The organism is Citrobacter sp. RHBSTW-00017 (assembly GCF_013797615.1).
Classification (GTDB): domain Bacteria; phylum Pseudomonadota; class Gammaproteobacteria; order Enterobacterales; family Enterobacteriaceae; genus Citrobacter; species Citrobacter braakii.
Genome location: NZ_CP056899.1, coordinates 147,387 through 172,209 on the forward strand (window position 1 = coordinate 147,387; position 24,823 = coordinate 172,209).

Annotated in this window: 22 protein-coding genes and 1 pseudogene; 8 read left to right on the plus strand and 15 right to left on the minus strand. The window is 52.3% G+C overall.

All coding sequences use genetic code 11. The features are described 5' to 3' along the window. Nucleotides 1–46: 46 nt before the first annotated feature. Nucleotides 47–517, plus strand: a pseudogene (locus HV037_RS00690) (helix-turn-helix domain-containing protein); the annotation flags it as partial. A gap of 4 nt (nucleotides 518–521) precedes the next feature. Here HV037_RS00690 and araD read toward each other — a convergent pair. The 8 genes from araD to yiaK all read right to left on the minus strand — a co-directional run bounded on the left by araD (nucleotide 522) and on the right by yiaK (nucleotide 8,098). Beyond that, nucleotides 522–1,217: an L-ribulose-5-phosphate 4-epimerase gene (gene araD, locus HV037_RS00695; protein WP_049271758.1), complete on the minus strand. Its 696-nt coding sequence runs from the start codon at nucleotides 1,215–1,217 to the stop codon at nucleotides 522–524. After that, entirely contained in the window at nucleotides 1,211–2,071 is an 861-nt protein-coding gene (locus tag HV037_RS00700; RefSeq protein WP_103284434.1) for an L-ribulose-5-phosphate 3-epimerase, read from the minus strand. The genes araD and HV037_RS00700 overlap by 7 nt, the downstream gene beginning before the upstream one ends. Beyond that, the gene (ulaD, locus tag HV037_RS00705; protein WP_075848133.1) at nucleotides 2,064–2,726 is read right to left on the minus strand and encodes a 3-keto-L-gulonate-6-phosphate decarboxylase UlaD; all 663 of its coding nucleotides are present in this window, start codon (nucleotides 2,724–2,726) and stop codon (nucleotides 2,064–2,066) included. The genes HV037_RS00700 and ulaD overlap by 8 nt, the downstream gene beginning before the upstream one ends. Continuing rightward, the gene (locus HV037_RS00710) at nucleotides 2,726–4,228 is read right to left on the minus strand and encodes an FGGY-family carbohydrate kinase (RefSeq protein ID WP_075848032.1); all 1,503 of its coding nucleotides are present in this window, start codon (nucleotides 4,226–4,228) and stop codon (nucleotides 2,726–2,728) included. Before HV037_RS00710 ends, ulaD begins: the two co-directional genes overlap by 1 nt. 98 nt (nucleotides 4,229–4,326) lie before the next feature. After that, on the minus strand, nucleotides 4,327–5,646 hold the full coding sequence (locus HV037_RS00715; protein WP_103284435.1) for an MFS transporter: 1,320 nt from the start codon (nucleotides 5,644–5,646) through the stop codon (nucleotides 4,327–4,329). A gap of 31 nt (nucleotides 5,647–5,677) precedes the next feature. Continuing rightward, nucleotides 5,678–6,610 (minus strand): DUF4862 family protein, encoded by a 933-nt coding sequence (locus HV037_RS00720; protein WP_049042779.1) that lies wholly within the window; start codon nucleotides 6,608–6,610, stop codon nucleotides 5,678–5,680. A 13-nt stretch (nucleotides 6,611–6,623) separates the two neighbouring features. Then, nucleotides 6,624–7,088, minus strand: coding sequence for a YhcH/YjgK/YiaL family protein (locus HV037_RS00725; RefSeq protein ID WP_049042778.1), 465 nt, complete (start codon nucleotides 7,086–7,088; stop codon nucleotides 6,624–6,626). An 11-nt stretch (nucleotides 7,089–7,099) separates the two neighbouring features. Next, the gene (gene yiaK / locus HV037_RS00730) at nucleotides 7,100–8,098 is read right to left on the minus strand and encodes a 3-dehydro-L-gulonate 2-dehydrogenase (protein WP_016154935.1); all 999 of its coding nucleotides are present in this window, start codon (nucleotides 8,096–8,098) and stop codon (nucleotides 7,100–7,102) included. A 217-nt stretch (nucleotides 8,099–8,315) separates the two neighbouring features. Between yiaK and yiaJ the strand changes: the two genes are divergently transcribed. Next, the gene (gene yiaJ / locus HV037_RS00735) at nucleotides 8,316–9,131 is read left to right on the plus strand and encodes an IclR family transcriptional regulator YiaJ (RefSeq protein ID WP_103284436.1); all 816 of its coding nucleotides are present in this window, start codon (nucleotides 8,316–8,318) and stop codon (nucleotides 9,129–9,131) included. A 117-nt stretch (nucleotides 9,132–9,248) separates the two neighbouring features. Then, nucleotides 9,249–9,722 carry a 4Fe-4S dicluster domain-containing protein gene (locus HV037_RS00740; RefSeq protein ID WP_019078068.1) on the plus strand — a complete coding sequence of 158 codons (474 nt, stop codon included), beginning with the start codon at nucleotides 9,249–9,251 and terminating at the stop codon, nucleotides 9,720–9,722. 34 nt (nucleotides 9,723–9,756) lie between these two features. Here HV037_RS00740 and avtA read toward each other — a convergent pair whose 3' ends face one another. Beyond that, nucleotides 9,757–11,049: a valine--pyruvate transaminase gene (gene avtA / locus HV037_RS00745; protein ID WP_233896667.1), complete on the minus strand. Its 1,293-nt coding sequence runs from the start codon at nucleotides 11,047–11,049 to the stop codon at nucleotides 9,757–9,759. A 134-nt stretch (nucleotides 11,050–11,183) separates the two neighbouring features. Then, complete coding sequence (malS, locus tag HV037_RS00750; protein WP_103283327.1) at nucleotides 11,184–13,214, minus strand: alpha-amylase; 2,031 nt, start codon at nucleotides 13,212–13,214, stop codon at nucleotides 11,184–11,186. A gap of 316 nt (nucleotides 13,215–13,530) precedes the next feature. Here malS and HV037_RS00755 point away from each other — a divergent pair, with 316 nt between their 5' ends. Further along, a complete protein-coding gene (locus HV037_RS00755; RefSeq protein ID WP_016154930.1) occupies nucleotides 13,531–14,355 on the plus strand; it encodes a protein bax in 825 nt (274 codons plus the stop codon). 42 nt (nucleotides 14,356–14,397) lie between these two features. On the opposite strand, the gene xylR is transcribed toward HV037_RS00755, so the two are convergent. The 4 genes from xylR to xylF form a co-directional block, all read right to left on the minus strand. Further along, nucleotides 14,398–15,576, minus strand: a complete 1,179-nt coding sequence (gene xylR, locus HV037_RS00760) for a D-xylose utilization transcriptional activator XylR (protein ID WP_103283328.1) — start codon at nucleotides 15,574–15,576, stop codon at nucleotides 14,398–14,400. Between the two features lie 80 nt (nucleotides 15,577–15,656). Continuing rightward, complete coding sequence (xylH, locus tag HV037_RS00765) at nucleotides 15,657–16,838, minus strand: xylose ABC transporter permease XylH (RefSeq protein WP_016154928.1); 1,182 nt, start codon at nucleotides 16,836–16,838, stop codon at nucleotides 15,657–15,659. Beyond that, on the minus strand, nucleotides 16,816–18,357 hold the full coding sequence (locus HV037_RS00770; protein WP_016154927.1) for a xylose ABC transporter ATP-binding protein: 1,542 nt from the start codon (nucleotides 18,355–18,357) through the stop codon (nucleotides 16,816–16,818). The genes xylH and HV037_RS00770 overlap by 23 nt, the downstream gene beginning before the upstream one ends. Before the next feature lie 109 nt (nucleotides 18,358–18,466). Continuing rightward, nucleotides 18,467–19,459 (minus strand): D-xylose ABC transporter substrate-binding protein, encoded by a 993-nt coding sequence (gene xylF, locus HV037_RS00775; RefSeq protein WP_075848050.1) that lies wholly within the window; start codon nucleotides 19,457–19,459, stop codon nucleotides 18,467–18,469. Between the two features lie 365 nt (nucleotides 19,460–19,824). Here xylF and xylA point away from each other — a divergent pair, with 365 nt between their 5' ends. From xylA to yiaA, 4 genes are all read left to right on the plus strand, one after another. Next, nucleotides 19,825–21,147: a xylose isomerase gene (gene xylA, locus HV037_RS00780; protein ID WP_016154925.1), complete on the plus strand. Its 1,323-nt coding sequence runs from the start codon at nucleotides 19,825–19,827 to the stop codon at nucleotides 21,145–21,147. 71 nt (nucleotides 21,148–21,218) lie between these two features. Continuing rightward, nucleotides 21,219–22,673, plus strand: a complete 1,455-nt coding sequence (xylB, locus tag HV037_RS00785; protein ID WP_103283329.1) for a xylulokinase — start codon at nucleotides 21,219–21,221, stop codon at nucleotides 22,671–22,673. Between the two features lie 166 nt (nucleotides 22,674–22,839). Next, nucleotides 22,840–23,208, plus strand: coding sequence for an inner membrane protein YiaB (gene yiaB / locus HV037_RS00790; protein ID WP_103283330.1), 369 nt, complete (start codon nucleotides 22,840–22,842; stop codon nucleotides 23,206–23,208). Further along, nucleotides 23,209–23,646, plus strand: coding sequence for an inner membrane protein YiaA (yiaA, locus tag HV037_RS00795; RefSeq protein WP_016154922.1), 438 nt, complete (start codon nucleotides 23,209–23,211; stop codon nucleotides 23,644–23,646). It abuts the gene before it with no gap. Nucleotides 23,647–23,686: 40 nt separating this feature from the next. On the opposite strand, the gene HV037_RS00800 is transcribed toward yiaA, so the two are convergent. After that, nucleotides 23,687–24,682 (minus strand): acyltransferase, encoded by a 996-nt coding sequence (locus tag HV037_RS00800; RefSeq protein WP_046275799.1) that lies wholly within the window; start codon nucleotides 24,680–24,682, stop codon nucleotides 23,687–23,689. Nucleotides 24,683–24,823 lie beyond the last annotated feature (141 nt).

Genomic DNA, 24,823 nt, shown 5'->3' on the forward strand with positions numbered 1-24,823 from the left:
CGTCATCCGGCATACCTTCAGTTACTACTCGTTTACCCAGATACGCATTTCGCTGTTTCGGCAGTTCTTACGCGAGCAGGAAAATATTCATCGCAGCGTTGCGTTGGAACTGATCCTACTGCTGATTTTGCAGCAAATCTCCGCGGCGGCTAGCGAGCAACCCGCAGATAGCCCCGGTAATGCGCTGGCATGGAAAGCGCAACAAATAATCCACACCCAGTTCCACCTGCCGATTAGTGCTTCAACTCTGGCGAAAGAGCTGCATTGCAATGCGGATTATCTGGGGCGTGTATTCCGTAGCGCTTTCAGGCTGACGCTAACTGAAGCATTGCATCGCCAGCGGGTAAGAGCGGCAGAAAAACTGTTGATCAGTGGCTCGCTGTCGCTTACCGAAGTGGCGATAAAATGTGGATTTAATGATGTGGGTTACTTTCGCAAAATCTTTCGCAAGCATACCAGCCTGACACCCGCAGCGTGGAAACGGCGCTATTGCAAAGAGCATATTAATAGCGCCTGACCCGTTACTGCCCGTAATACGCGTTCACACCGTGTTTGCGCAGATAGTGTTTATCCAGCAACTCCGACTGCATATCCGGCAACTGAGGGGCTAACTGGCGCGAGAACAGCCCCATATAGGCGCACTCTTCGAGCACCACGGCGTTATGTACGGCGTCTGCGGCATCTTTACCCCAGGCGAACGGACCGTGTGAATGCACTAATACCGCCGGAACATGCAGCGGATTAAGATCGCGTTGCTCAAAGGTCTGAATAATGACCTCACCGGTTTGATATTCATATTCGCCGTTAATCTCCTCAACGGTCATCAGACGAGTACACGGAATAGAACCATAGAAATAATCGGCATGTGTGGTACCCCATGCCGGGAGATCAAGACCCGCCTGTGACCAGATCGTCGCGTGGCGTGAATGGGTGTGGACGATCCCACCGATTTCAGGGTAGCGACGGTACAGCGCCAGATGGGTTGGCGTGTCTGAGGAGGGTTTTTTACTACCTTCAACCACATTGCCGCTGGCAATATCCACCACCACCATATCGTCGGCGGCCATCACGTCATATTCCACGCCGGACGGCTTAATCACCATCAGCTTACGCGTTTCATCCACCGCGCTGACGTTACCCCAGGTAAAGGTGACTAAACCATGAGCCGGAAGCGCCAGATTGGCCGCCAGCACCTCGGCCTTCAGTTGTTCTAACATGGAAATCCTCCTTCCTGCATACGTGCTTCTATCCAGCGTCGCGCCTGGATAATTTCCAGTACCGGCTCATTCGCTTTTTCAGTCCACATTTCAATCAGAAACGATCCGCGATAGTTCAGCTCATGCAGCGTTTTGAAGATACCGACAAAGTCCACGCACCCTTCGCCAAAAGGCACATCGCGAAACTGGCCCGGATGGGTTTCGGTTACCGGTAGCGTGTCTTTCAGGTGGATAGCGGCGATACGGTCGATGCCCAGCGTCAATTCGGCAGTGACGTCATTTCCCCAGGCGCTGAGATTGCCTACGTCCGGATAGACGGTGAACCACGGCGATGACAGCATTTCGTCCCACTTTTTCCACTTGCTAATCGAGTTCATAAAAGCGGTATCCATAATTTCTACCGCCAGCATGACCTGCGCGGCGGCGGCTTGCTCGACTGCCCATGCCAGCCCTTCGGCAAAGCGCTGCTGCGTACCTTCGTCATGTTCCTCGTAATAGACGTCGTAACCTGCCAGTTGAATGGTGCGAATACCGAGATCGCGCGCCAGACGAATGGCTTTGGTCATGATGTCGCGCGCCCGAACGCAGACTGATTCATCGCGGCTGCCAAAGGGAAAACGGCGGTGGGCGGACAGGCACATTGAGGGGATTGCCACGCCGGTTTCCAGCATCGCGCTCACCAGCGATGCGCGCTGAGCGGGGCTCCAGTCGAGACGCGACAGACGTTCATCGGTTTCATCCACCGACATCTCGACGAAATCAAAACCGCAGCTTTTCGCCAGCACCAAACGCTCCGGCCAGGAGAGGTCTTTCGCCAGCGCTTTTTCATAGATACCTAACGGATGATTACGCATACTGTGCTCCCCAGATGGCGTCGATTTGCGCATGGAATTCAGCGGCAACCTGCGTTGGGTTTTGCGCCCCAGCCAGCGCGCGTCCGGCGATAAAGGCTTTGACGTTGATATCGCGAAACAGCGGCAGGTCGGCGGGCGTAATCCCGCCGGTAATTGACAACTCCAGACCGATATCGGAAAGCGCTTTCATGCGCGCCAGATCAGCTTCTCCCCACTGTTGCCCGCTGGCCTGGGCATCGCGCCCACGATGGTAAATCGCCTGGCGAACCCCAACGCGATACCAGTCACGGGCGTCATCCAGCGTCCAGTTGCCGAACAGTTCCATCTGAATTTCGCCGCCGCAGGACTGCGCGACGCCATGGCCTTTCTCTACTGTCGCCAGCGGCGCAGCGCAGATGATGGTCATCCAGTTAGCGCCAGCGCCAAACGCTTGCTGTGCAAGGGTTTCGCCCGCATCGGCTACCTTCCAGTCGGCGACGATGATTTTATTTGGGCACTGGGTGCGCAGCGCTTTGACGGCGCTAAGGCCTTCGGTCAAGCAGAGAATCGTTCCCGCTTCAACGATATCGACACTTTCTTGTAGCAGTGCGACATCGCGCTGGGCTGCCTGCAGGTTGGTGTGGTCGAGCGCCAGTTGCAGTAATGGTCGACTCATCATTCATGCTCCTTAATGCGGGCGTGATAGCCCTGTAGTGCGGTAATTAAATCTATGTATTGGCGATATTTACGCTGGTAGCTCGCATGCGCCGCTGCGTCTGGCAGCAGCGTGCGCACTGGGTGCTGTAAGCTGCGCTGCGCGTCGCTGAAATTGTGATAAACGCCGGTGCCTACGCGGGCGGCGAGCGCTGCGCCAAAGCAGCCGGTCTCTTCAATCTGCGGCAGCTCGATACGTAAGCCGCTGACGTCTGCCAGCATTTGCATCCAGATGTCGGAGTGCGCCGGACCTCCGGTGACGCGCAGGGTATGTGCTTGCGTAAAACGTTCACGCATGCGGTTCAGGTGGGTCATGTGGCTGAAAACCACGCCTTCGTAGATGGCCTGTAATAAGTGGGCGCGAGTGTGTATAGCCTGCATGCCATAAAAGCCGCTGGTCATCTCCAGCCCGGCGTTACTGCCGTACAAAAAGGGCAGGAAGAAAAGCGCGCTACCGGCTTTCGGTAAACTGGCGACGGCCTGATTGATCTCATCAAAAGAGAGTTCGCCCCACTGAGCGGTAAACCATTCCAGATTGCCGGAGGAGGTCGGACTGGCTTCATGAACGATGTACTGCCCGTCATTCACATAGCGGCCATAAACATAGGGATGAGGCTCGTGGTCGCGCAGCCTGTGAGCGATCCCGCTGGTGACAGCCCACGTTCCCATCACCGCGTTAAGGGTGTGCTCATCTTCGATACCGGCGCAGAGTGCGGTGGAAACCACATCAAACAGGCCGCCGACGACGGGCGTACCCGCCGCCAGACCGGTGATGGCGGCTGTCTGAGCGGTGATTTCCCCGCATATTTCTGCTGACCCCACGATGGGGGGCAGGGCATGGTCGATTTCACTGATACCCAGCCACTGAGTCAGCCTCGGGTCGTACTGACCCGTGGTCATGTTGTAGAGGTTCGACTCGGAGATATTGCTCTCTTCGCAGCCTTTGACGCCGGTTAAGCACCAGCGCAGGTAGTCATGACCCATCATGACGCTACCAATTTGCGCGTAGCGCTGAGGGGTGTTCTCTTTCACCCAGCGCAGGAGCGATGCCGGATGCCCGGTCCACAATGTCTGGCGGGTGACCGGGTAGAGCTGCTCAGGGATCCCATCCTGCTGCCAGCGCTGTACGATGTCCATCGCACGTCGGTCAGAAGAGAGAATGGCATTACCTAGCGGCTTATCTTGCTTATCAAGTAGGAACAGGCCTTTGCCCTGAGCGGATATACCGACACCTTTGATTTGCTCGCCGCAGACACCTGTACGCTTTAACAGCCCGGCAATGGTCGCGACGCACTGTTGCCACAGTTGATGCATATCGCGTTCGGCGTACCCGGGTAATGGCGATATTGTCTGCAGCGATTGCCGGTTAATTCCCTGCTCATGACCTTTGGCATCATACAAACCCGCTTTCAGATAGGTCCCGCCGCAATCAATACCCAGCCAGAAGGTCGCTTTCTCACTCATCTTTGTTATCTCATTTTTGCCGGATGGCGCTACGCTTATCCGGCCTACGACGGTTGCTACCTGTAGGCCCGGTAAGCGAAGCGCCACCGGGCATTGTTTTAAGCTGTACGTTTATGTGGATTCAGCGTCTTTAGCGGCGCGGCGCCGGCATCGCATTTCGCTGGCAGCAGCAGGGCCATCAGCGCGGCCAGAGCCAGTGAAATTGCCAGGCAGTAAACGCCCGCATCTTTGCTGTACAGGGTGATGAGTACGCCGACCGCGTAAGGACCGCAAAAGCCACCGAGGTTGCCGAGAGCGTTGATGACCCCACGTGCGCCACCGGCCATTTCCGCGCTGAACAAACGCGCCGGAATAGTCCAGAACACGCCCGCAGCCGATTGCAGGAAGAATCCGCAGCCGACCAGCGCGGCGTAAGCCAGCCAGACGTTATTTTTCAGCGCCACAGAGAGGAACATGCACAGGGCAAAGCCAATCAGCGGCAGGCAGACGAACAGCTTGCGTTTACCGGTGCGGTCAGAGAGAGAAGAGAACAGGAACATCCCGGCAATTGCGCCGACGTAAGGCAGAATGGCGAGCATGCCGACCTGCCCCATGCTGCTGTGAGTCAACTCTTTGAGAATGGTCGGCAGCCACAGGGTGTAACCGTAAATCCCGGTCTGATAGAAGAAGTTCAGCGCGATTAGCTGCCACATGGTTTTATCGGAAAGTACTGCGCCCAGAGAGGCATTTTTGACTTCGGTTCCGGCAATGGCTTTTTGCTCGGCGGCCAGCGTTTCCACCAGGTAATTTTTCTCGGCGTCAGAGACCCAGCGCGCTTCCTGCGGACGGTCGTAAACGGTATAGGCCCACAGCACCAGGACGACGACAGACAGTAAACCTTCAATGATAAACAGCCAGCGCCAGTCGAGCACGGTGATGATCCAACCCGAGAGCGGGGCGGTAATGATCCCGGCAATTGGCACAAACATAATCACAATCGCATTGGCGCGACCGCGTTCGGCATCGGGGAACCAATTACTGATCATCGTCAGCACGACCGGCAGCATGCCGCCTTCGGCAACGCCGAGTAAGAAGCGCAAAACCAGCAGTTGATACTGATTCGTGATCAACCCCGTCAAAACGGAAATGACCGCCCAGGCAACCAACGACCAGCCGATAAATTTCTTGCCGCTGCCGTGTACGGCAATTTTTCCGCCGGGAACCTGTAAAAACAGATAGCCGATAAAGAAAATACCACCGGCCAGACCGGCCATGGTGGCGGAAATACCTAATTCCTCATCCATTCCGCCGGGCATCGCGAATGCGATATTGACGCGGTCCATATAAGAAATAATACAGGCGATGAGAATAGGTGGAATAATCCGTAGCCAGCGCTGACGGGGTATATCTTGAAGTGTAGGGCGAGAGGTCATGTTCATATTAATATTCTCGTAGAGTAGTATTTTATTTTTATAGTTTTACTTTATTTAATGCGGCGATACCGTCGCGCAATATTGCTACACGATGAGCCACATCTGCATTGGCATTTATTTCCAGTAATTTAATGCCGGCAAATTGCAATGGCTCGGTTCCTGCGCAGGCGAATAATTCGCGGGCATGCTCTGTGGCCATCAAACCTTCTGGACAGAAAGGGGCAAACGGTGCGTGTAAGTCCTGCCACTCGCCGTATTCCCCCGCAAGCGTGGTACCGGAAAACATCAGTGCGCCCAGTTTTCCAGCCCGTTTGGCCTGCTGCGTGTGGGTCAGCGGTAGGGTGAGGTTCCGTCCTTCAATGGCCGAGCGCGCCCAGTTAATGCACACGCTGATGTCATACCCGGCAATGACCTCCAGCACGTTGTCCAACGGCAGAAAACCTTTGCGCGGCGCAATACCGGTCATGGCATCACAATGTTCCAGCACCAGATCGCAGGACCAGTCCCAATTGGCTATCTCTTTAAGCGAACGGGCGAATGCGTCGGTGGCCTGCGCAACATCTGGATTGCTGGCACAGGGGGCGGCATGCAGCTCCAGCGCAATCACTTTTCCGGCGTGGGACGCATTGATATGGTTGATTTTCTGCTGCAGATGACGGTAATACGCCACGCAGGCTTTACGTTGTTCTTCGTCGCTGGAAGCCAGCCCAAAAGCGCTGTTTGCGCCACGACGGCGCATGGTTTCCATTATAGCTGTGACCACGATTTGCCAGTCGCCCGGTGTATGACGTAATAACCATTCGTCGCCTAACGGGTGAAGATGTTCAAGGCAGGGCTGCTCCAGTCCGCGAATATCCGGGGTATCGGCGAGTTGTCGCCAGAAATCCTTCTCTTCCTCTTCACTCTTTTGGTGAAATGAGGGTGCACAGGGGTACGCACCGATAATATAACCGGCATTATTAACGCTCATGTTGTGCTCCTTTTTATAAAACTGAAATAGCGACCTTCACAACTATTTTACGGATCGGCGTGGCGACAGTTTTATGACATGCAGGGCGGTGAACATCCTGCGGGAAAAATATGGCATAACTTCCCGGAATCATTTCAATGAAAGATTCATTTTCGCTGGCGTGATAAAAAATAATATCACGCTGTTCTAATAACGATTCACTGGTTTGGTTATTCCCGGTATCAATGGCGATCCCGATTTTCTCTTCACCCCAGGCCAGAAACTGAATATCCAGATAGCGGCGATGCACCTCAGGACGATTTTCGGCAACGTCACGGGTGGTTAAATCGATAATTTGCGCGAAGATATTTTTACCGTCGATCTCCACCACGCCCGGCTCCAGTTTTTGAAAATCTGTGGTGCGCAGAAAGTCGAGCGCCCTTTCAATCGCAGCGGGCAAACGGCATGGGTTAGGTTGAGCAATATGTCCGAAGATCATGGTGTTGCTCCTTACAGGGCCTGAATTTTTGCCCAGACGCTGTCGTCAACGGTGATACCGTTCCGGCGATTTTCTTCCAGTAGCTTTGTAAACTCGTGGCCCGGCAGACGGACAGGCGTGTTTTCATCTGCGCGTTCGGCGGTGGTGATGAAATCCATAATCCGCTGTAGCTTGGCATCGCGGGTGGCGCCGTCGATCAGCTTATCCACTTCAATGGCGATAAAAATCTGTGAAACGCCATATTCATCGCTGTTATCCTGGGTGACTTCCGCAACGGAGGAGCCATCAGAAAGCAGGGTGGCAATCATATCCAGCACAATCGACAGACCTGAACCTTTCCAGTAACCCATTGGCAAAATGCGGCGATTTTTTTCGATAACGCCCGGCTCTTTGGTGAGATTGCCTTCATCATCAAAGCCACCATCTACCGGCAGTTGGCGACCGGCCAGGCGATTCACTTCCAGCATGCCGTAGGAGAACATCGACATCGACATATCAACCATGGTGATTGGTGATGAGGGGATCGCGACGATCAGCGGGTTAGTACCAATGCGGCACTCTTTCGAACCCCACGGTGGCATGACGGCAATCGAGTTAGTCCAGCAGATACCGATGTAACCTTTCTCCGCCGCCTGCCAGCCATAGCTACCGCCGCGCATCCAGTGGTTGGCGTTACGCAGTGCGACCAGGCCAATACCGTGATCGGAGGCCAGCTCAATGGCTCTGTCCATCATCTTTTTCGCCGTCAGGTTGCCGATCGAACGCTGGGCATCCCATTGTTCAATCGCCCCCAGGCTGGTAATGCGTTGCGGTTTGGCCTCAGGAATGATGTCGCCGTTATCCAATTGCTGAATAAAACGAGGAAAACGATTCACACCGTGCGAATAAACGCCGGACTCGGTGGTGCGCGCAAACATTTCGGCACAGGCATCGGCGGTTTCAACGGCAATACCGCGTGCCAGCAGTACCCGCTTGAACGCATCTTTCAACTGCTCAAAAGTGACTTTCATTCCTGTTTCCTTGTTTAAATTTGATCGCTTTTTTATCTCTAAATTTCACTATGCGAAATCTGATTTCAAATATAGCGATCAAATTTTGACAGATCAACGGGGTGGTCTATTTTTTAAAATCATCAAAATCAAATAGTTGTGTTTTTTCGGTTCAGATCGTGAACTGAAACACACTTTGCGCTACCATCAGAGCGCGACGAAAAGGGGAGCGGAAGCGATGGGCACAAAAGAGAGTGAAATGACGCAAGACAAAGAGAGGCCAGCCGGAAGTCAGAGCCTGTTCCGTGGTTTAATGTTGATTGAGATTCTGAGTAACTATCCGAATGGGTGCCCACTGGCCCATCTGTCTGAACTGGCCGGGCTGAACAAAAGTACTGTGCATCGACTCCTGCAAGGGCTGCAGTCCTGCGGATATGTCACGCCTGCACCTGCTGCGGGTAGCTATAGGTTGACCACTAAATTTATCGCCGTGGGTCAGAAGGCACTATCTTCACTGAATATCATCCATGTTGCCGCACCGCACCTCGAAGCGTTGAACATTGCCACGGGTGAAACAATCAACTTCTCAAGCCGTGAAGATGACCACGCGATTCTGATTTATAAGCTGGAACCGACGACGGGCATGCTGCGTACCCGCGCTTATATCGGTCAACATATGCCGCTGTATTGCTCCGCGATGGGTAAAATTTACATGGCGTTTGGACATGCGGATTATGTGGAATCTTATTGGGAGAGCCATCAGGATCTTATTCTGCCGCTGACCCGCAATACCATTACCGGTTTGCCGGCGATGTACGACGAATTGGCGCAGATCCGCGAAAGCAGTATGGCGATGGATCGGGAAGAGAACGAACTGGGCGTTTCCTGTATTGCTGTACCGGTGTTTGATATTCATGGTCGGGTGCCGTACGCGGTGTCAATTTCACTCTCTACTTCGCGACTTAAGCAGATAGGGGAAAAAAATCTACTCAAGCCGCTACGGGAAACCGCGCAGGCGATTTCCAATGAGCTGGGTTTTACCGTTCGCGATTAGGCGGATCGCCATAGTTGTTCAGGCACCTGACAATATTTAACCGTTTCCCCTGTCCGATCAAGGCGTCAGGGGCAACCTCTCTGGCACTCTGTGGTTTTCACGCAGACGGAGGGAGCAATGAACACGTTTATTATGGCGGATGCGGCAAAATGTATTGGGTGTCGTACCTGCGAAGTTGCTTGCGTCGTCGCGCACCAGCAGAACCAGGACTGCGCGTCGGTCTCTTCCACTGCGTTTACCCCGCGCATCCGCGTGATCAAAGACGACGCCTTTACGACGGCAGTCGCCTGCCATCAATGCGAGGACGCTCCCTGTGCAAATGTCTGCCCGACGCACGCAATTCGTCGTGAACATGGGCATATCTTCGTTGAACAGACGCGTTGTATTGGCTGTAAAAGTTGTATGCTGGCCTGCCCGTTTGGGGCAATGAATGTCGTCGCCCGCTCGTCACGGGTGCAGGCGATAAAATGCGATTTATGCTGGCACCGTGATGCGGGACCCGCGTGTGTCGAAGCCTGCCCGACCAGCGCGTTGCAGTGTATAGATGCCGTCAGTATTCAGCGCCAGCGCCTGCATTCACAGCCGCTGTGAAGTGAGCCCGACCCGCTCTCGGGTCGGGTTTGCATTAGCCTTCCTGCCAGGCGCGTTCGATCTCTTCAGCCAGAATCTTCACTCCAGCTTCTATTTTCTCCGGTTCTGGCACGTAGTTCATCCGCATGCACTGATGCGTATGCGGCCAGGGTTTATCCAGACCAGGGAAGAAGTAATCACCGGGAACCATCAGCACGCCGCGCGCTTTCAGACGCTGATACAACAGTTCGGTGGTGATAGGCAAATCTTTGAACCATAACCACAGGAAAATCGCGCCCTCCGGTTTATGAATAAGGCACCGATCTTCAGATAAATAGCGGCGAATGATCGCAATCGTCTCCTGAACGCGCTGATAATAAAACGGCTTAATCACCGTCTCGGACAGACGCAGAAGGTCGTTGCGCTTAATCATTTCGCACATGATTGCCGGACCCATTCCGCCAGGCGCGAGGCTGATAATGCCGTTCATGTTGGTGATGGCGGTGATGATTTTTTCATTCGCGATAATGATGCCGCAGCGGGAGCCTGGCAGACCCAGCTTGGAAAGGCTCATGCACAGCACAATGTTGGGGTTCCACAGCGGGCGCGCTTCGCTAAAGATGATGCCGGGGAACGGTACGCCATAGGCGTTATCAATCACCAGCGGGATCCCATGCTGGTTGGCCAGCCGGTCCAGCTTCATCAGCTCTTCATCGGTGATCACGTTGCCTGTCGGGTTTGTCGGACGTGACACGCAGATCATGCCCGTCTCTTCACCGATGTGCAGGTGTTCAAAATCAACGTGATACTTAAACTGACCTTCTGGTAACAGTTCGATGTTTGGACGCGCGGAGACAAAGAGATCCTCTTCCAGCCCGGAATCGGCATAGCCAATGTATTCCGGAGCTAACGGGAACAACACTTTTTGTGTTGTTCCGTCGGCGCGGCGTCCGGCGAACAGATTGAATAAGTAGAAAAATGCGCTCTGACTGCCATTTGTCAGTGCAATATTTTGTGGCTCGATATCCCAACCCTGCTTCTCACGTAGCAGTTTCGCCAGCTCAGTCAGCAGCTCGGTTTTACCTTGTGGACCATCGTAATTGCAAAGCGCATCAGTGGCTTTGCCGTTTTCCAGCATATCTGTCAGCAGAGACTGAAAGTAATTTTGCATCTCTGGAATTTGCGCCGGATTGCCGCCACCGAGCATGATGGCGCCTGGAGTGCGTAAACCGTCGTTAAGGTCCTCCATCAGGCGTGTGATGCCTGAATGGCGGGTAAATTTGTCGCCAAAAAGTGAGAATGTCATAGCAGGTGGTCTGTCGAACTGAGTAGTAAAGTGGCTAACCATAGCGCTACCCATGGCAGGGTGCAAATCAGGGGTATCAGGCCGGATTGAGATTTTGTGCTACTGATTTTTATTTGGCTGGTTTTTAATGTTGAGTAAGGCTTCCCGCTGCGTGGACAGCGAGAAGCCTGCCGGGATCAGGGCTGACCGGCCCACACCACCATCACCTTATCGTCGCCATGCTCACGAATAAATCCGTATCCCTGCGTCAGCGGCAGCGTGATTTGTTTACCGGCGCCAATGGCGGGATGCCTGGCCCTGAACTGACTGATTCGCTGCCAGTGGGCGACGCTGGCGGCAGATTTCCCGGTCACATCCTGCCAGTTCATCTCTGAGCGCGTACCCTGTAATGGGTCTGAGCCGGTTGGGCCAAAGGGGCGGGCCGACTCGTCGCCATAAAAGAGTTGAACCGCGCCAGGTGCCAGCAGCAACAGCTCGGCGGTGTTGTCTCCACCTTCGCGGAACAGACGTGTATCGTGCGAGGAGAGATAGCTCAGGACGTTGAAGTCCTGCAATTTATCCGCCATCTGCTGCCAGGTGGGGTCCATATTTGCCAGACAATCGACGGCCTTTGCCGCCTGCTCCTGGTAGTCGAAATTGATCATCGCATCGAAGCCGTGACGGTAATAGTCGCTTTGCATCACACCGTGACCCCAGGCCTCGCCAGTCATCCAGAAGGGGTTATCATCCAGCGCTTTTTCCGGATTGGCTTTCTTCCATTCGACCAGCGCCGCGCTGGCTTGTGTTTTTAGCTGCTGCCAGGCGGGAAGCTCGACGTGTTTAGCGGTGTCGACCCGAAAGCCGTCAATCCCATAATCACGCACCCACTGACTGAGCCAGTGCGTCAGATAATCCCGGGGCGCGTAATCGGCGATGGCTTTGGCGTGCGTATCCGGCTTGTGCTGATAAAAGTTTGGCAGCCCGGAAGGCGTGGTGGATTCGGTTTTCAGATCGGGCAGGAAAGCCAGCGACATCGTCAGGTCGTCAAAGCCAGGATTGTCGTAATCGCCAATATCGGTGCGGATCCAGTTTTTTCCCCACCATTTTTCCCAGCCAGCTTTATCGCTAAAGTTGATGTAATCATTGAAACTGTGCCAGCTTTGCCCGGCGGATGGCTGCCAGTCCGTCCAGCGTTCCCCGAGCGTTTTTTTCAGTTCATCGCCCGATAGGTACAGTGCCCCAAACTGATACTCCTGCATATCCGCCAGCGTGGCGTAGCCGGTATGGTTCATCACCACATCAAACAAGACACGGATGCCGCGCTGGTGTGCGCCATCAACCAGCGCGCGCAGGTCCGCTTCGTTTCCCATATTGGCGTCAAGCGTGGTCCAGTCCTGGGTGTAGTAGCCGTGGTAAGCGTAATGGGGGAAGTCCCCTTTGGCGCCACCGCCGACCCAGCCGTGGATTTGCTCAAACGGCGCACTGATCCACAGGGCGTTGACACCTAACTGTTGCAGGTAGTCGAGTTTGCTGGCGAGCCCGCGCAAATCGCCACCGTGGAACGTGCCAATTTCCTGCATGCCGTCGTTGCGACGCCCATAGCTATGGTCGTTACTCGGATCGCCATTCACAAAGCGGTCCGTCAGGACGAAATACACCGTGGCGTTATGCCAGTCGAAGGCTGCGGGGGCATCGGTTTCCGCCCGTTCCAGTAGCAACAGCCCGTTACTGGTTGCGGCGGGCTGTAGGGTAATCGACCCGTTTTTTACCGTTGCCGTTTGCTGGCTGTAGAAATCACGCACCACGGCACCTTCCGGGAAGGTCTGGCTCACGTCCAGCGTTAAGGGTGAACCGTCCCATTTCGGGCATTGGCGAATCTGGGTGGTGACGGTGTCCTTAGCACTTTTTACCAACAGCATCAGCGTCGGCGTACCGGAGCGGGTATCGATTTCCAGCGTGTAATCGCCGTCTTTGAATAAACGCCACTGTGGCGGCGTGCCTTCACAAGGTTTTAGCGACAGCATCTGGTTGAGTTTTATCGCATCAGCAGGCTGCCAGCACTGTTGGTCAAAATTCAGGGTTAAAGGACGGGTACCCTTCGTCAACGCTGCATGGCTGACGAATTTACCCGTACCTTCCGCTTCGAAGGTGGGAAGTCCTTGAGACGTCCATGATGAGGCGATGGCAATGCCGGGCATTAGCGCCAGCGCAACGGCGGCAAGTTTCATAGTGCTGTCCTTGATGCTGCGATTTTCGCCAGTTTGCCAGTGAAATCAGGCCGGAAACTCCTCCTTTGAGTTGATTCCGCCAGGAGGAGAAGTGAGGGTGAGCGACCGCGCGCAAAAAATGAACTGATTTTGCGATAACCTCCACATTTTCTTCGAATTAATGGCACCCAGAACTGTTAATACGTGACATAGTTTCAGAATTGGACTATTCCTGTGGGTGCTCTTGACGGCTATTTTTGATATGATTTGAGATTCATCTCTCATTTTTGTGAAAAATATAAGGTGTTGGAATGTATAAATCCGACCAGGAGACCTAATGATATTGACTCCCATTCGACGATATGGGGCAATGATTCTTATGTTACTCACCGTTGCATTTTCGGGTGAGGTGCTGGCAAAGACACACACGGCGACAACGAGTCACAAGCCCCAGATAACCAAGGCAAGTAATAAACAGGTTAGCAGTAAACAAGAGTATTCTCGCAATAGTGCAAAGAGTAGTTCACTTCCTGATTTGCGAAAATACCCTTCCGGAACACCAAGGAAAAAAGCGTTTCTCCGGACGGTTATGCCTTATATTACCAGTCAAAATGCTGCCATTACGGCGGACCGTAACTGGCTGATTTCAAAACAGTACCAGAACCGCTGGTCACCGACTGAGCGTACGCGTATGAAAGACATCGCGAAGCGCTACAAGGTGAACTGGTCTGGTAACACGCGTAAAATTCCGTGGAATACGCTGCTTGAGCGTGTAGACATTATCCCGACCAGTATGGTGGCAACCATGGCTGCGGCAGAAAGCGGCTGGGGTACGTCGAAGCTGGCGCGTAGCAACAACAACCTGTTTGGCATGAAATGTGGCAAGGGTCGTTGTAACAATGCACCGGGTAAGGTGAAAGGCTACTCACAGTTTGAATCAGTGAAAGAGTCGGTGAATGCTTACGTCATTAATTTGAATACGCATCCGGCCTACTCTTCCTTCCGTAAGTCACGTGCGCAGTTGCGTAAAGCCGATCAGGAAGTCACCGCCACCGCGATGATCCATAAGCTGAAGGGTTATTCCACTAAGGGACAGAGTTATAACAACTATCTGTTCGCAATGTATCAGGACAACCAGCGTTTAATCGCCGCGCATATGTAATTTCGAGTGCCGGATGGCGACTTCGCCCTCCGGCTATCATCTTTATAGCAACACTTCACTGTTCACATCGCGATACTCTTTTGGCGTCGTGTCGTACTCTTTCTTGAATACCGAATAGAAATACTGCAGAGATGGGTAGCCGCACATCTGTGAAATTTCGTTGATTGAAAGCGTGGTAGAAATCAACAGGCTGCGCGCCTTTTCCAGCTTTTCGGCATGAATCACGGCGTGAATGGTCTCTCCGACCTCTTCTTTAAAGCGTTTCTCCAGATTCGAACGTGAAATCCCTACTGAGTCCAACACTTGATCAACCTTGATACCTTTGCAGGCATGGTTACGAATGTAATGCATCGCCTGAATAACGGCAGGATCGGTAAGTGAACGATAATCTGTAGACTGACGCGCAACAACGCGTACAGGAGGAACCAGAATGCGCTGTAGGGGAATCTCTTCGTGAGCCAGCAGGCGGTGGAGTAGTTTGGCTGCCTGATACCCCATTTGTCTGGCCCCCTGAGCGACGGAGGACAAGGCGACTCGTGTCAGGTAACGGGTCAGCTCTTCGTTATCGATACCAATGACGCACAGTTTTTCCGGTACCGGAATATGCAGATGTTCACAGGCCTGCAGAACGTGCCGCGCACGTGCGTCGGTGACGGCGATAATCCCGGTTTGTGGAGGTAAGGTTTGCAGCCAGTCCGCCAGCCTATTTTGCGCGTGCTGCCAGTTTTCTGGCGCGGTTTCCAGACCTTGATACACCACGCCGCGGTACTTCTCTTTGGCAACCAACTGGCAAAACGCATATTCACGTTCTGCGGCCCAGCGTTTACCGCTTGAAGCCGGAAGACCATAAAATGCAAACCGGTTAATCCCTTTCTCTTTCAGATGCAGGAAGGCGCTTTCTACCAGCGCGTGGTTGTCGGTGGCAATGTAATGTACTGGTGGATAATCTTGCTGCAGATGGTAGGAACCCCCAACGCCAATGATCGGAACATCCACATCGACAAGTAATTGCGCAATATCATCATCGTCATAATCGGCAATAACGCCGTCGCCTAACCACTCTTTAATGTTATCAATGCGAGCACGAAAATCTTCTTCTATGAAGATATCCCACTCCGATTGCGACGCTTGCAGATACTCGCCAACCCCTTCAACCACCTGACGGTCGTAGGCTTTATTGGCATTAAATAACAACGTAATACGATGACGTTTATAAAACATGGTTCTTTTCCTGCTGAATCATGTAGATAAGACAATGCCGGTTGCATTAACCGGCATTGAGATACACCCACTTCTTAAATTCAGGAACGACGTTTGGTTGCTGAGTCCATCCATACCGCCAACAACAATATCGCTCCTTTCACTATGTATTGCCAGAAGGTGGGGACGTCCATCATACTCATTCCATTATCGAGAGAAGCCATAATGAATGCGCCCATGACGGCGCCGGCAACACTCCCGACCCCTCCCGCCAGGCTGGTTCCCCCGATGACACATGCGGCAATGGCATCCAGTTCTGCAATGTTCCCTGCGGAAGGGGAACCTGCGCCAAGCCGGGAGCTAAGAATGAGCCCGGCAATGGCGACCATCAAACCATTAATAGCGAAGACGGCAAGTTTGGTGCGTTCAACGTTGATACCAGAAAGGCGGGCGGCTTCCAGGTTCCCGCCAATGGCGTAAATTCTCCGACCGAATGCCGTGCGCGTGGCCATAAACATCCCACCGAGCAGCAGCAGCGTCAGCAGCAGGACGGGCGTTGGAACACCACGATAATCGTTTAATAGCCAGATTGCCCCTAAGACGACAATGGCTGTGAATGCCTGGCGACCCACAGCCGACGTTGATGCGGGAGTGGCAAGGCCTAACGCCTGGCGACGCATACGGCCTCGCCATTGCCAGCCAACAAACGCCATTAAGCCGAGAGCACCGATGACAAAGCCTGTGCCATCAGACAAGTAGCTCTGACCAATCTGAGACATTGCTGCGCTGGTGGGGGATACGGTGGTGCCGTTGGTGATGCCAATCAGAATACCGCGGAAAGCCAGCATTCCCGCAAGGGTGACGATAAACGACGGAACCTTGCGGTAAGCAACCCACCATCCATTCCATGCCCCGAGGAGCAATCCCAGAGTCAAGGTTACGATCACCGTCAGCGGTAAAGGCCAGCCTAGCCAAACATCACAGATCGCCGCTACGCCGCCCAACAATCCCATCATGGAACCGACAGAGAGATCGATTTCAGCGGAAATGATCACAAACACCATACCCACGGCAAGAATACCGGTAATCGCAGTCTGTCGAAGCAGGTTCGAGACATTACGTGCGCTCAGGTATGCGCCATCAGTGGTCCACGTGAAAAACAGCATAATCACGATAATCGCCGCAATCATGACGAAGACTTGCAAGTTAAGCGATTTTATTGCTGGGAAACCACCTGTGATAGAGGGAGAAAGTTTCGCTTCAGACGGATTGTTTTTCGACATGATGTTCGCTCCTTAATGCGGCTTCCATCACCTGCTCCTGAGTCAGGTTATGATTTACCAGGTTAGCTTTCAGTTTTCCTTCATGCATCACGAGGATGCGATCGCTTAGTCCGAGCACTTCAGGTAATTCAGAGGAGATGACAATCACGGCAATGCCTTCCTGGACGAGCTGGTTGATGAGTTTGTAGATTTCATATTTGGCGCCGATATCAATACCCCTGGTGGGTTCATCAAGAATGAGAATCCGGGGATTTAACAGGAGGCAACGCGCGAGAATCGCTTTTTGCTGATTCCCTCCGCTCAGACGCCCGATCGCAAGGTCGGGGGACGATGTTTTTACTTTGAGCTGTTGAAGCGATTCCAGAATGCATTTTTGTTCAGCGGCATCATCAAGATGGCTCATGCCCCCGGTAAATTTATCGAGTGCAGCCAGCGTGATATTTTTCCCCACAGCCATCACCGGAACAATGCCATCTTTTTTTCTGTCTTCAGGCACCATGGCGATGCCATGAGCAATAGCTTGCTGGCAGTTATGGATATGCACCTGAGTGCCTTCAATAAAAATCTTTCCCTCCCAACGACCAGACCAGACGCCAAACAGACACTGTACGGCTTCGGTACGTCCTGCACCGACGAGTCCGGCAATGCCGAGAATTTCGCCCTGCTTGAGTGAGAAAGAAATGTCGTTGACGCGTTTTATATGGCGATTGACGGGATGCCAGGCTGTCAGATTCTCAACCCGTAAAATCTCTTCTCCCGTGATATGAGGCTCGCTGGGGTAAAGTGCGGTGAGCTCACGACCAACCATCATGGTGATAATATCGTCTTCAGTCATGTTGGTCGCATCGCGTGTGCCGATGTGTTTACCGTCGCGAATAACGCAAATGGTATTCGAGATGGCCTTAACTTCATTCAATTTGTGTGAAATATAAATGCAGGCGATATCATGCTGTTGTAGGTCACGTATAATATTCAGCAGTATTGCAGTTTCCTGCTCGGTGAGGGAGGCCGTTGGTTCATCCAGAATAAGTAAGCGGACCTGCTTATTCAGCGCTTTTGCAATTTCTACCAGCTGTTGTTGCCCTAATCCTAAATCGCCCACGCGCGTATCTGGCGAAATAGACAAACTGACCTGATCGAGTAATTTTTGACAGCGTAACGTCATCATCTCGTAATCAAGAACGCCGTTACGGGTCATTTCGTTACCGAGGAAAATATTTTCCAGTATTGTTAACTCTTTCACCAGGGCTAATTCCTGGTGGATGATCGCAATACCCTTACGTTCGGTATCACGAATATGGCTGGCACGGATGGCTTCGCCAGCAAAAATGATCTCGCCTTCGTAGGTTCCATGCGGGTAAATTCCGCACAGAACTTTCATTAGCGTCGATTTACCCGAACCATTTTCACCGCATAATGAAATGATTTCGCCAGCATTGATCCTAAGGCTAACGTTATCAACCGCCTTCACTACGCCGAATGTCTTGGTAATGTTTTTCATTTCAAGAAGATATGGCATAACTGCTCCACATAAGCCAATAAGAGAACCCTGCGTGGACATTCACGTATATCCGTGGCGAATTTGACACCACGTTTTATTGCCCTCTGATTTGCAGAGGGCACATGGCTTACAGATCGCTTTTCTTGTGGAATCCGTCTTTAATGACGGTCTCGTTAATATTGTCTTTGTTAACATCAATAGGTGTGAGTAGTCGGGAAGGGACATCTTTCAGGCCATTATTCAGCGAAGTATCTGCTTTAGGCTGTTGATCATTTCCCAGTTCGACGGCGATTTCCGCAGCGGTATTTGCGAGCAATGTAATAGGTTTATAAACCGTCATGGTTTGAGTCCCGGCGACAATGCGCTTGATGCCTGCAAGGTCTGCATCTTGTCCGGAAATAGCGACTTTTCCTGATAATCCTTGCGCACTCAGCGCCTGAATCGCACCGCCAGCTGTGGCGTCATTTGAGGCAACTACTGCGTCAATTTTGTTATTGTTGGCGGTTAGCGCATTTTCCATAATCTTCAACGCATTCTCCGGTAACCAGCCGTCAACCCATTGATCGCCCACCACCTTAATTTTTCCGCTGTCGATATAAGGTTTTAATACTTTCATTTGTCCAGCGCGGAACAGCTTCGCGTTGTTATCAACGGGTGAGCCACCCATCAGGAAATAATTCCCTTCGGGAACAATATTGACTAATGATTGAGCCTGTAATTCACCTACTTTTTCATTATCGAAAGAGATATAAAAATCGATGTCAGCATCATTGATCATGCGATCGTAAGCCAGCACCTTGATCCCTTCTTGTTTTGCTTCTTTGATAACATTGCTTAATACCTGGCCGTTGTAAGGGATTATCACAAGGACATCCACGCCCCGGTTTATCATGTTTTCAATCTGCGACATTTGGGTTTCTTCATTACCATTCGCCGATTGTACAAATACTTTCGCACCAAGCGATTCAGCTTTGTTGACGAAAATATCGCGATCTTTCTGCCAGCGTTCCAGGCGGAGATCATCAATCGCCATACCGATTTTTACTTCTTTGGCATGACCTGCGACGCTGGTGAGTAAAAGGGATGTGCAAACAGCAAGTAAAATGCTCTTCATCTTCATAATCGTGATGCCTTTTGTAGGGGAGAAATAGCAGTAAAAGTAACAATCACAGCATAAGACGTAGCAGAGTTTTAACAGGTAACGGCGGGAAGGCAATTATAGATTTTTATCTTCCAATTACGTTTTTTGGTTTATTTCTTGATTTATGACCGGGATCGTATTTTAAATGATTCGTTACCTGGGTTGCATTTAAGTTTGATAAGTAACAATTTTTAAATTGTTCAGATTTTATTTTGAGAAGTAGCGCACACTTGTGAATTATCTCAATGGCAGTATGAAATAACATAATTGAGCAATAGGTGGGGAGTGCCCAATATTACGACATTATCCATCACCCGCCGCATTACCTGATTATGGAGTTCATTATGCCAGCCTATTTTGACCAGCTTGAGCGCGTTCGTTATGAAGGCACCAAATCAACTAATCCATTAGCATTTCGCCACTACAACTCTGATGAGTTAGTGTTAGGCAAGCGTATGGAAGATCACCTGCGATTTGCTGCCTGCTACTGGCACACTTTCTGCTGGAATGGTGCAGATATGTTTGGTGTTGGTGCATTTAATCGCCCGTGGCAGCAGCCCGGTGAAGCGCTGGAATTAGCGAAGCGCAAGGCGGACGTGGCGTTCGAGTTTTTCCACAAGCTGAACGTGCCCTACTACTGCTTCCATGACGTGGATGTCTCGCCGGAAGGTGCGTCGCTGAAAGAGTACAAAAACAATTTTGCGCAGATGGTTGATGTACTGGCGGCAAAACAGGAGCAGAGCGGCGTGAAGCTGCTGTGGGGAACGGCAAACTGCTTCACCAACCCACGTTACGGCGCGGGCGCGGCCACGAACCCGGATCCGGAAGTGTTCAGCTGGGCCGCCACTCAGGTGGTTACGGCTATGGATGCCACGCATAAATTAGGCGGTGAAAACTACGTTCTGTGGGGCGGTCGTGAAGGCTATGAAACGCTGCTGAATACCGATCTGCGTCAGGAACGTGAGCAAATTGGTCGCTTCATGCAACTGGTCGTGGAACACAAACACAAAACCGGTTTCCAGGGCACTTTGCTTATCGAGCCGAAGCCGCAGGAACCGACCAAGCACCAGTACGATTACGATGCGGCGACCGTATACGGATTCCTCAAGCAGTTCGGTCTGGAAAAAGAGATCAAACTGAATATCGAAGCCAACCACGCCACGCTGGCGGGTCACTCGTTCCATCACGAAATCGCCACCGCTATCGCGCTGGGTCTGTTTGGCTCTGTCGATGCCAACCGTGGGGACGCGCAACTGGGCTGGGACACTGACCAGTTCCCGAACAGCGTAGAAGAGAATGCGTTGGTGATGTACGAAATCCTGAAAGCCGGCGGCTTCACCACCGGTGGCCTGAACTTCGATGCCAAGGTTCGTCGTCAGAGTACCGATAAATACGATCTGTTCTATGGTCATATTGGTGCGATGGATACCATGGCGCTGTCGCTGAAAATTGCGGCGCGTATGATTGAAGACGGTGGTCTGGATCAGCGCGTGGCTAAACGTTATGCCGGTTGGAATGGTGAGCTGGGCCAGCAAATTCTGAAAGGGCAGATGACGCTGACGGAAATTGCGCAGTACGCTGAACAACACAACCTGGCGCCAGTGCACCAGAGCGGTCATCAGGAATTGCTGGAAAATCTGGTGAACCATTATTTGTTCGACAAATAACGGGTCTCTGAGTATGTCCGTAAGCCCGGTCAGCTCGCGCGACCGGGCCTTTCTTTAAGGAACGATGCCCTATGTATATCGGGATAGATCTTGGCACATCAGGCGTAAAGGCCATTCTGCTCAACGAGCAGGGCGATGTGGTCGCTTCGCAAACAGAGAAACTCACCGTCTCGCGCCCGCACCCGTTATGGTCAGAACAAGACCCAGAGCAGTGGTGGCTGGCAACGGATCGCGCTGTGAAAGCCCTGGGTCGGCAGCATTCACTTCGCGAGGTGAAAGCGTTGGGGATTGCCGGACAGATGCACGGCGCGACGCTACTGGATGAACAACAGAAGGTATTGCGCCCGGCTATCCTGTGGAACGATGGTCGCTGCGCCGAAGAGTGCGTCATGCTGGAGAGCCTGGTTCCGCAGTCTCGTGCCATCACCGGCAACCTGATGATGCCTGGCTTTACCGCGCCAAAGCTGCTGTGGGTACAGCGCCACGAACCGGAGATTTTTAGCCGGGTTGATAAAGTCCTGCTGCCGAAAGATTACCTGCGCCTGCGTATGACCGGCGATTTCGCCAGCGATATGTCTGATGCGGCTGGTACCCTGTGGCTGGATGTTGCGAAGCGTGACTGGAGTGATGTCATGCTGGAAGCCTGTAAGCTGACTCGTGCGCATATGCCTGCGCTCTATGAAGGCAGTGAGATTACCGGAACATTGTTGCCAGCAGTCGCCAGGGCCTGGGGAATGCAGGAGGTTGCGGTGGTCGCCGGAGGTGGGGATAACGCAGCGGGGGCGGTTGGCGTGGGCATGATGAATGCCGGTCAGGCGATGCTATCGCTGGGTACTTCCGGGGTCTATTTTGCGGTCAGCGACGGCTTTCTCAGCAAACCGGAAAGCGCGGTCCATAGCTTTTGCCATGCCTTGCCTGAACGATGGCACCTGATGTCTGTGATGCTAAGTGCGGCATCCTGCCTGGACTGGGCGGCAAAATTAACCGGACTGGCGAGCGTTCCTGCGTTGATTGCCGCAGCGCAACAGGCGGATGAACACGCTGAGCCGATCTGGTTTTTACCCTATCTGTCCGGTGAACGTACGCCGCACAACAACCCGCAGGCAAAGGGCGTATTTTTCGGTCTGACGCATCAGCATGGTCCGGCGGAGCTGGCACAGGCGGTGCTGGAAGGCGTTGGTTTTGCATTGGCTGAGGGTATGGACGTGGTACACGCCTGCGGCGTGCAGCCCTCCAGCATTACGCTGATTGGCGGCGGGGCGCGCAGCGAATACTGGCGTCAGATGCTGTCTGACATCAGCGGATTGCAGTTGGATTACCGTACCGGCGGCGATGTTGGTCCTGCTCTCGGTGCGGCGCGTCTGGCGCAAATTGCCATTAATCCGCAGCAGCCATTATCAGACCTTCTGCCTCAGCTTACGCTGGAGCAGGCGCATTATCCTGATGCCGAGCGCCATGCCCTTTATCAACAGCGTCGGGAAACCTTCCGCCGAATCTATCAGCAATTACACCCGCTGATGTCCTGACCCTAAATCCCCTCTGGTAAACAGAGGGGATTTATCAAATATATATTTCAATCTAATTAATAATTATCGCGCATGAATTTATTCTGAAAGTCCGGCGTAGTGACCTTTTCTGTGTTGTCTTTAGCGGGTTATTCATATTGTATCCATGATGGATAAGGAGGTCCCAATGAAGACAACAAGGCTGTTGCCATGGATATTATTCTTCTCTGGTGCATTTATTTACGTTATTGGCTTATGGCGGGCATGCCCGTTATTAAGTAGCAAAGGTTATTTTTTCGCTGTGCTGATGACGGGAATGTTTGTGACGTACGTTTATCAGCGTGCAGAAAATCTCAATCAGAACGATGAACACTTCGCCTCTGTATGTCAGATGGTGGCGCTCATCACGGTAGGGGTGCTGTTGGTGGGCGTATTGAATGTCCCATTATCACCCCTCGAAAAGGGGCTGTTCCCGCTGGCATTCATCGTATGTTTACTGGGACAAGTTTTACTCATGCGTTCAGCAGAATATTTATCTAAAGGACCGGAACTCTAAATGGAAAACAGGACATCAACTTATTCACCGGCATTTAGTATTGTGTCATGGGTCGCGCTTCTCGGCGGCATTGTGGTTTATCTGCTGGGGTTGTGGAATGCCGATATGCAGTTGAATGAAAAGGGGTATTACTTTGCTGTTTTGGTGCTTGGTTTGTTTTCTGCTGCGTCGTATCAAAAGACGGTACGGGATAAATATGAGGGGATCCCGACTACGCCGATTTACTACATAACCTGTCTTGCCGCGTTTATTATTGCGGTTGCATTGTTGGTTATCGGTTTGTGGAATGCCACGCTGCTGCTAAACGAGAAAGGGTTTTACGGCCTGGCCTTCTTTTTAAGCCTGTTTGGTACCGTTGCGGTGCAGAAAAATATCCGTGATAGTGGCTTTGAGCATCCAAAAGAAACGCTGGCAGTCGCAGACGATTTTACGGAGTGATCGTATGCCCTCGATGGTTACCGATCGAGGGCTTTTATTGTTAGCTCACCAGTCTGCGCGTATCGATGCGCTGTAACAATACAGACAACAGTAAACTTCCCGCCAGCGTGGCGCTAAAAATCCACAGCATATCCAGCGGCGGCCAGTTTTTGAGTTCTACACCGTTGGTGCGTAGCGCGTGAATGATCAGCGCATGAAAGCCATAAATACCCAGGGAGTGGCGGGAAATAAGGCCCAGTACCGGCAGAGTGCGCGTACTGAGCGTATTTTTGACCAGCGTCAGGAGGGAGGCGGCACAAATAAACACCGCCGGGCCGCAATAGAGATACCAGGTATCGGCAAAATTGCCTCGCCAACGCAGTTCATGCAACGTGCCTCGAGAAATAATAAACACTGCGGTGATAAACAACGCCGCACAGAGCCAGGTAAGCGCGCGCTTGTGCGTATCCATCATACCAATCGCTCGGCCTAGCATACCGTACACAATGTAGTAGAACGTGTCGCCACTGATGTACAGGTTGATGGGAAGCCACTCAAAACCGCCAATTTTTTGTGAGACGGTATTGGGATTGGCAATTACCCCAATCACTACCATAAGCGCCAGCAGCATCTTGCCGCTGATATTTTTTACCTGTATCAGCGGGGAAACCAGGTAGATTACGGCGATCGCGAAGAAAAACCACAGGTGGTAGAACACCGGCTTTTGCAGCAGGTTTTTCAGCGATAGCTCAGCGTTGATCGAGGTAAACAGCAGGATGTAGGCCAGCGCCACGCTGCTGTAAAACAGGATGCAGAGCGCAATGCGCATGAAATGGCGCGGTTTGGCGCTGCGCTCGCCAAAAAACAGATAGCCCGAAATCATAAAGAACAACGGGACACTGACGCGAGAAGCTGAATTGAGCACATTGGCCAGATCCCAATTCAATGGGCTGACGCTTTGCGCATTGGTGATGTACCAGGTCGTGGTGTGGATCATCACAACCATGAGACAGGCTATCCCGCGCAGGTTATCAATCCAGAATATTTTGGGCTGCATCAGTTCCTCTGTATCCATTAAAAAAAGTCTGACCGAAATTTTGCGAGCGTAGCTCACTGGAAAAATCCGAGTTCTTACGCTAAAGCTTGAGATGGTCTGATGAGATTCTCAAAATAGCATCCGTTTCCAGACACTTAATAA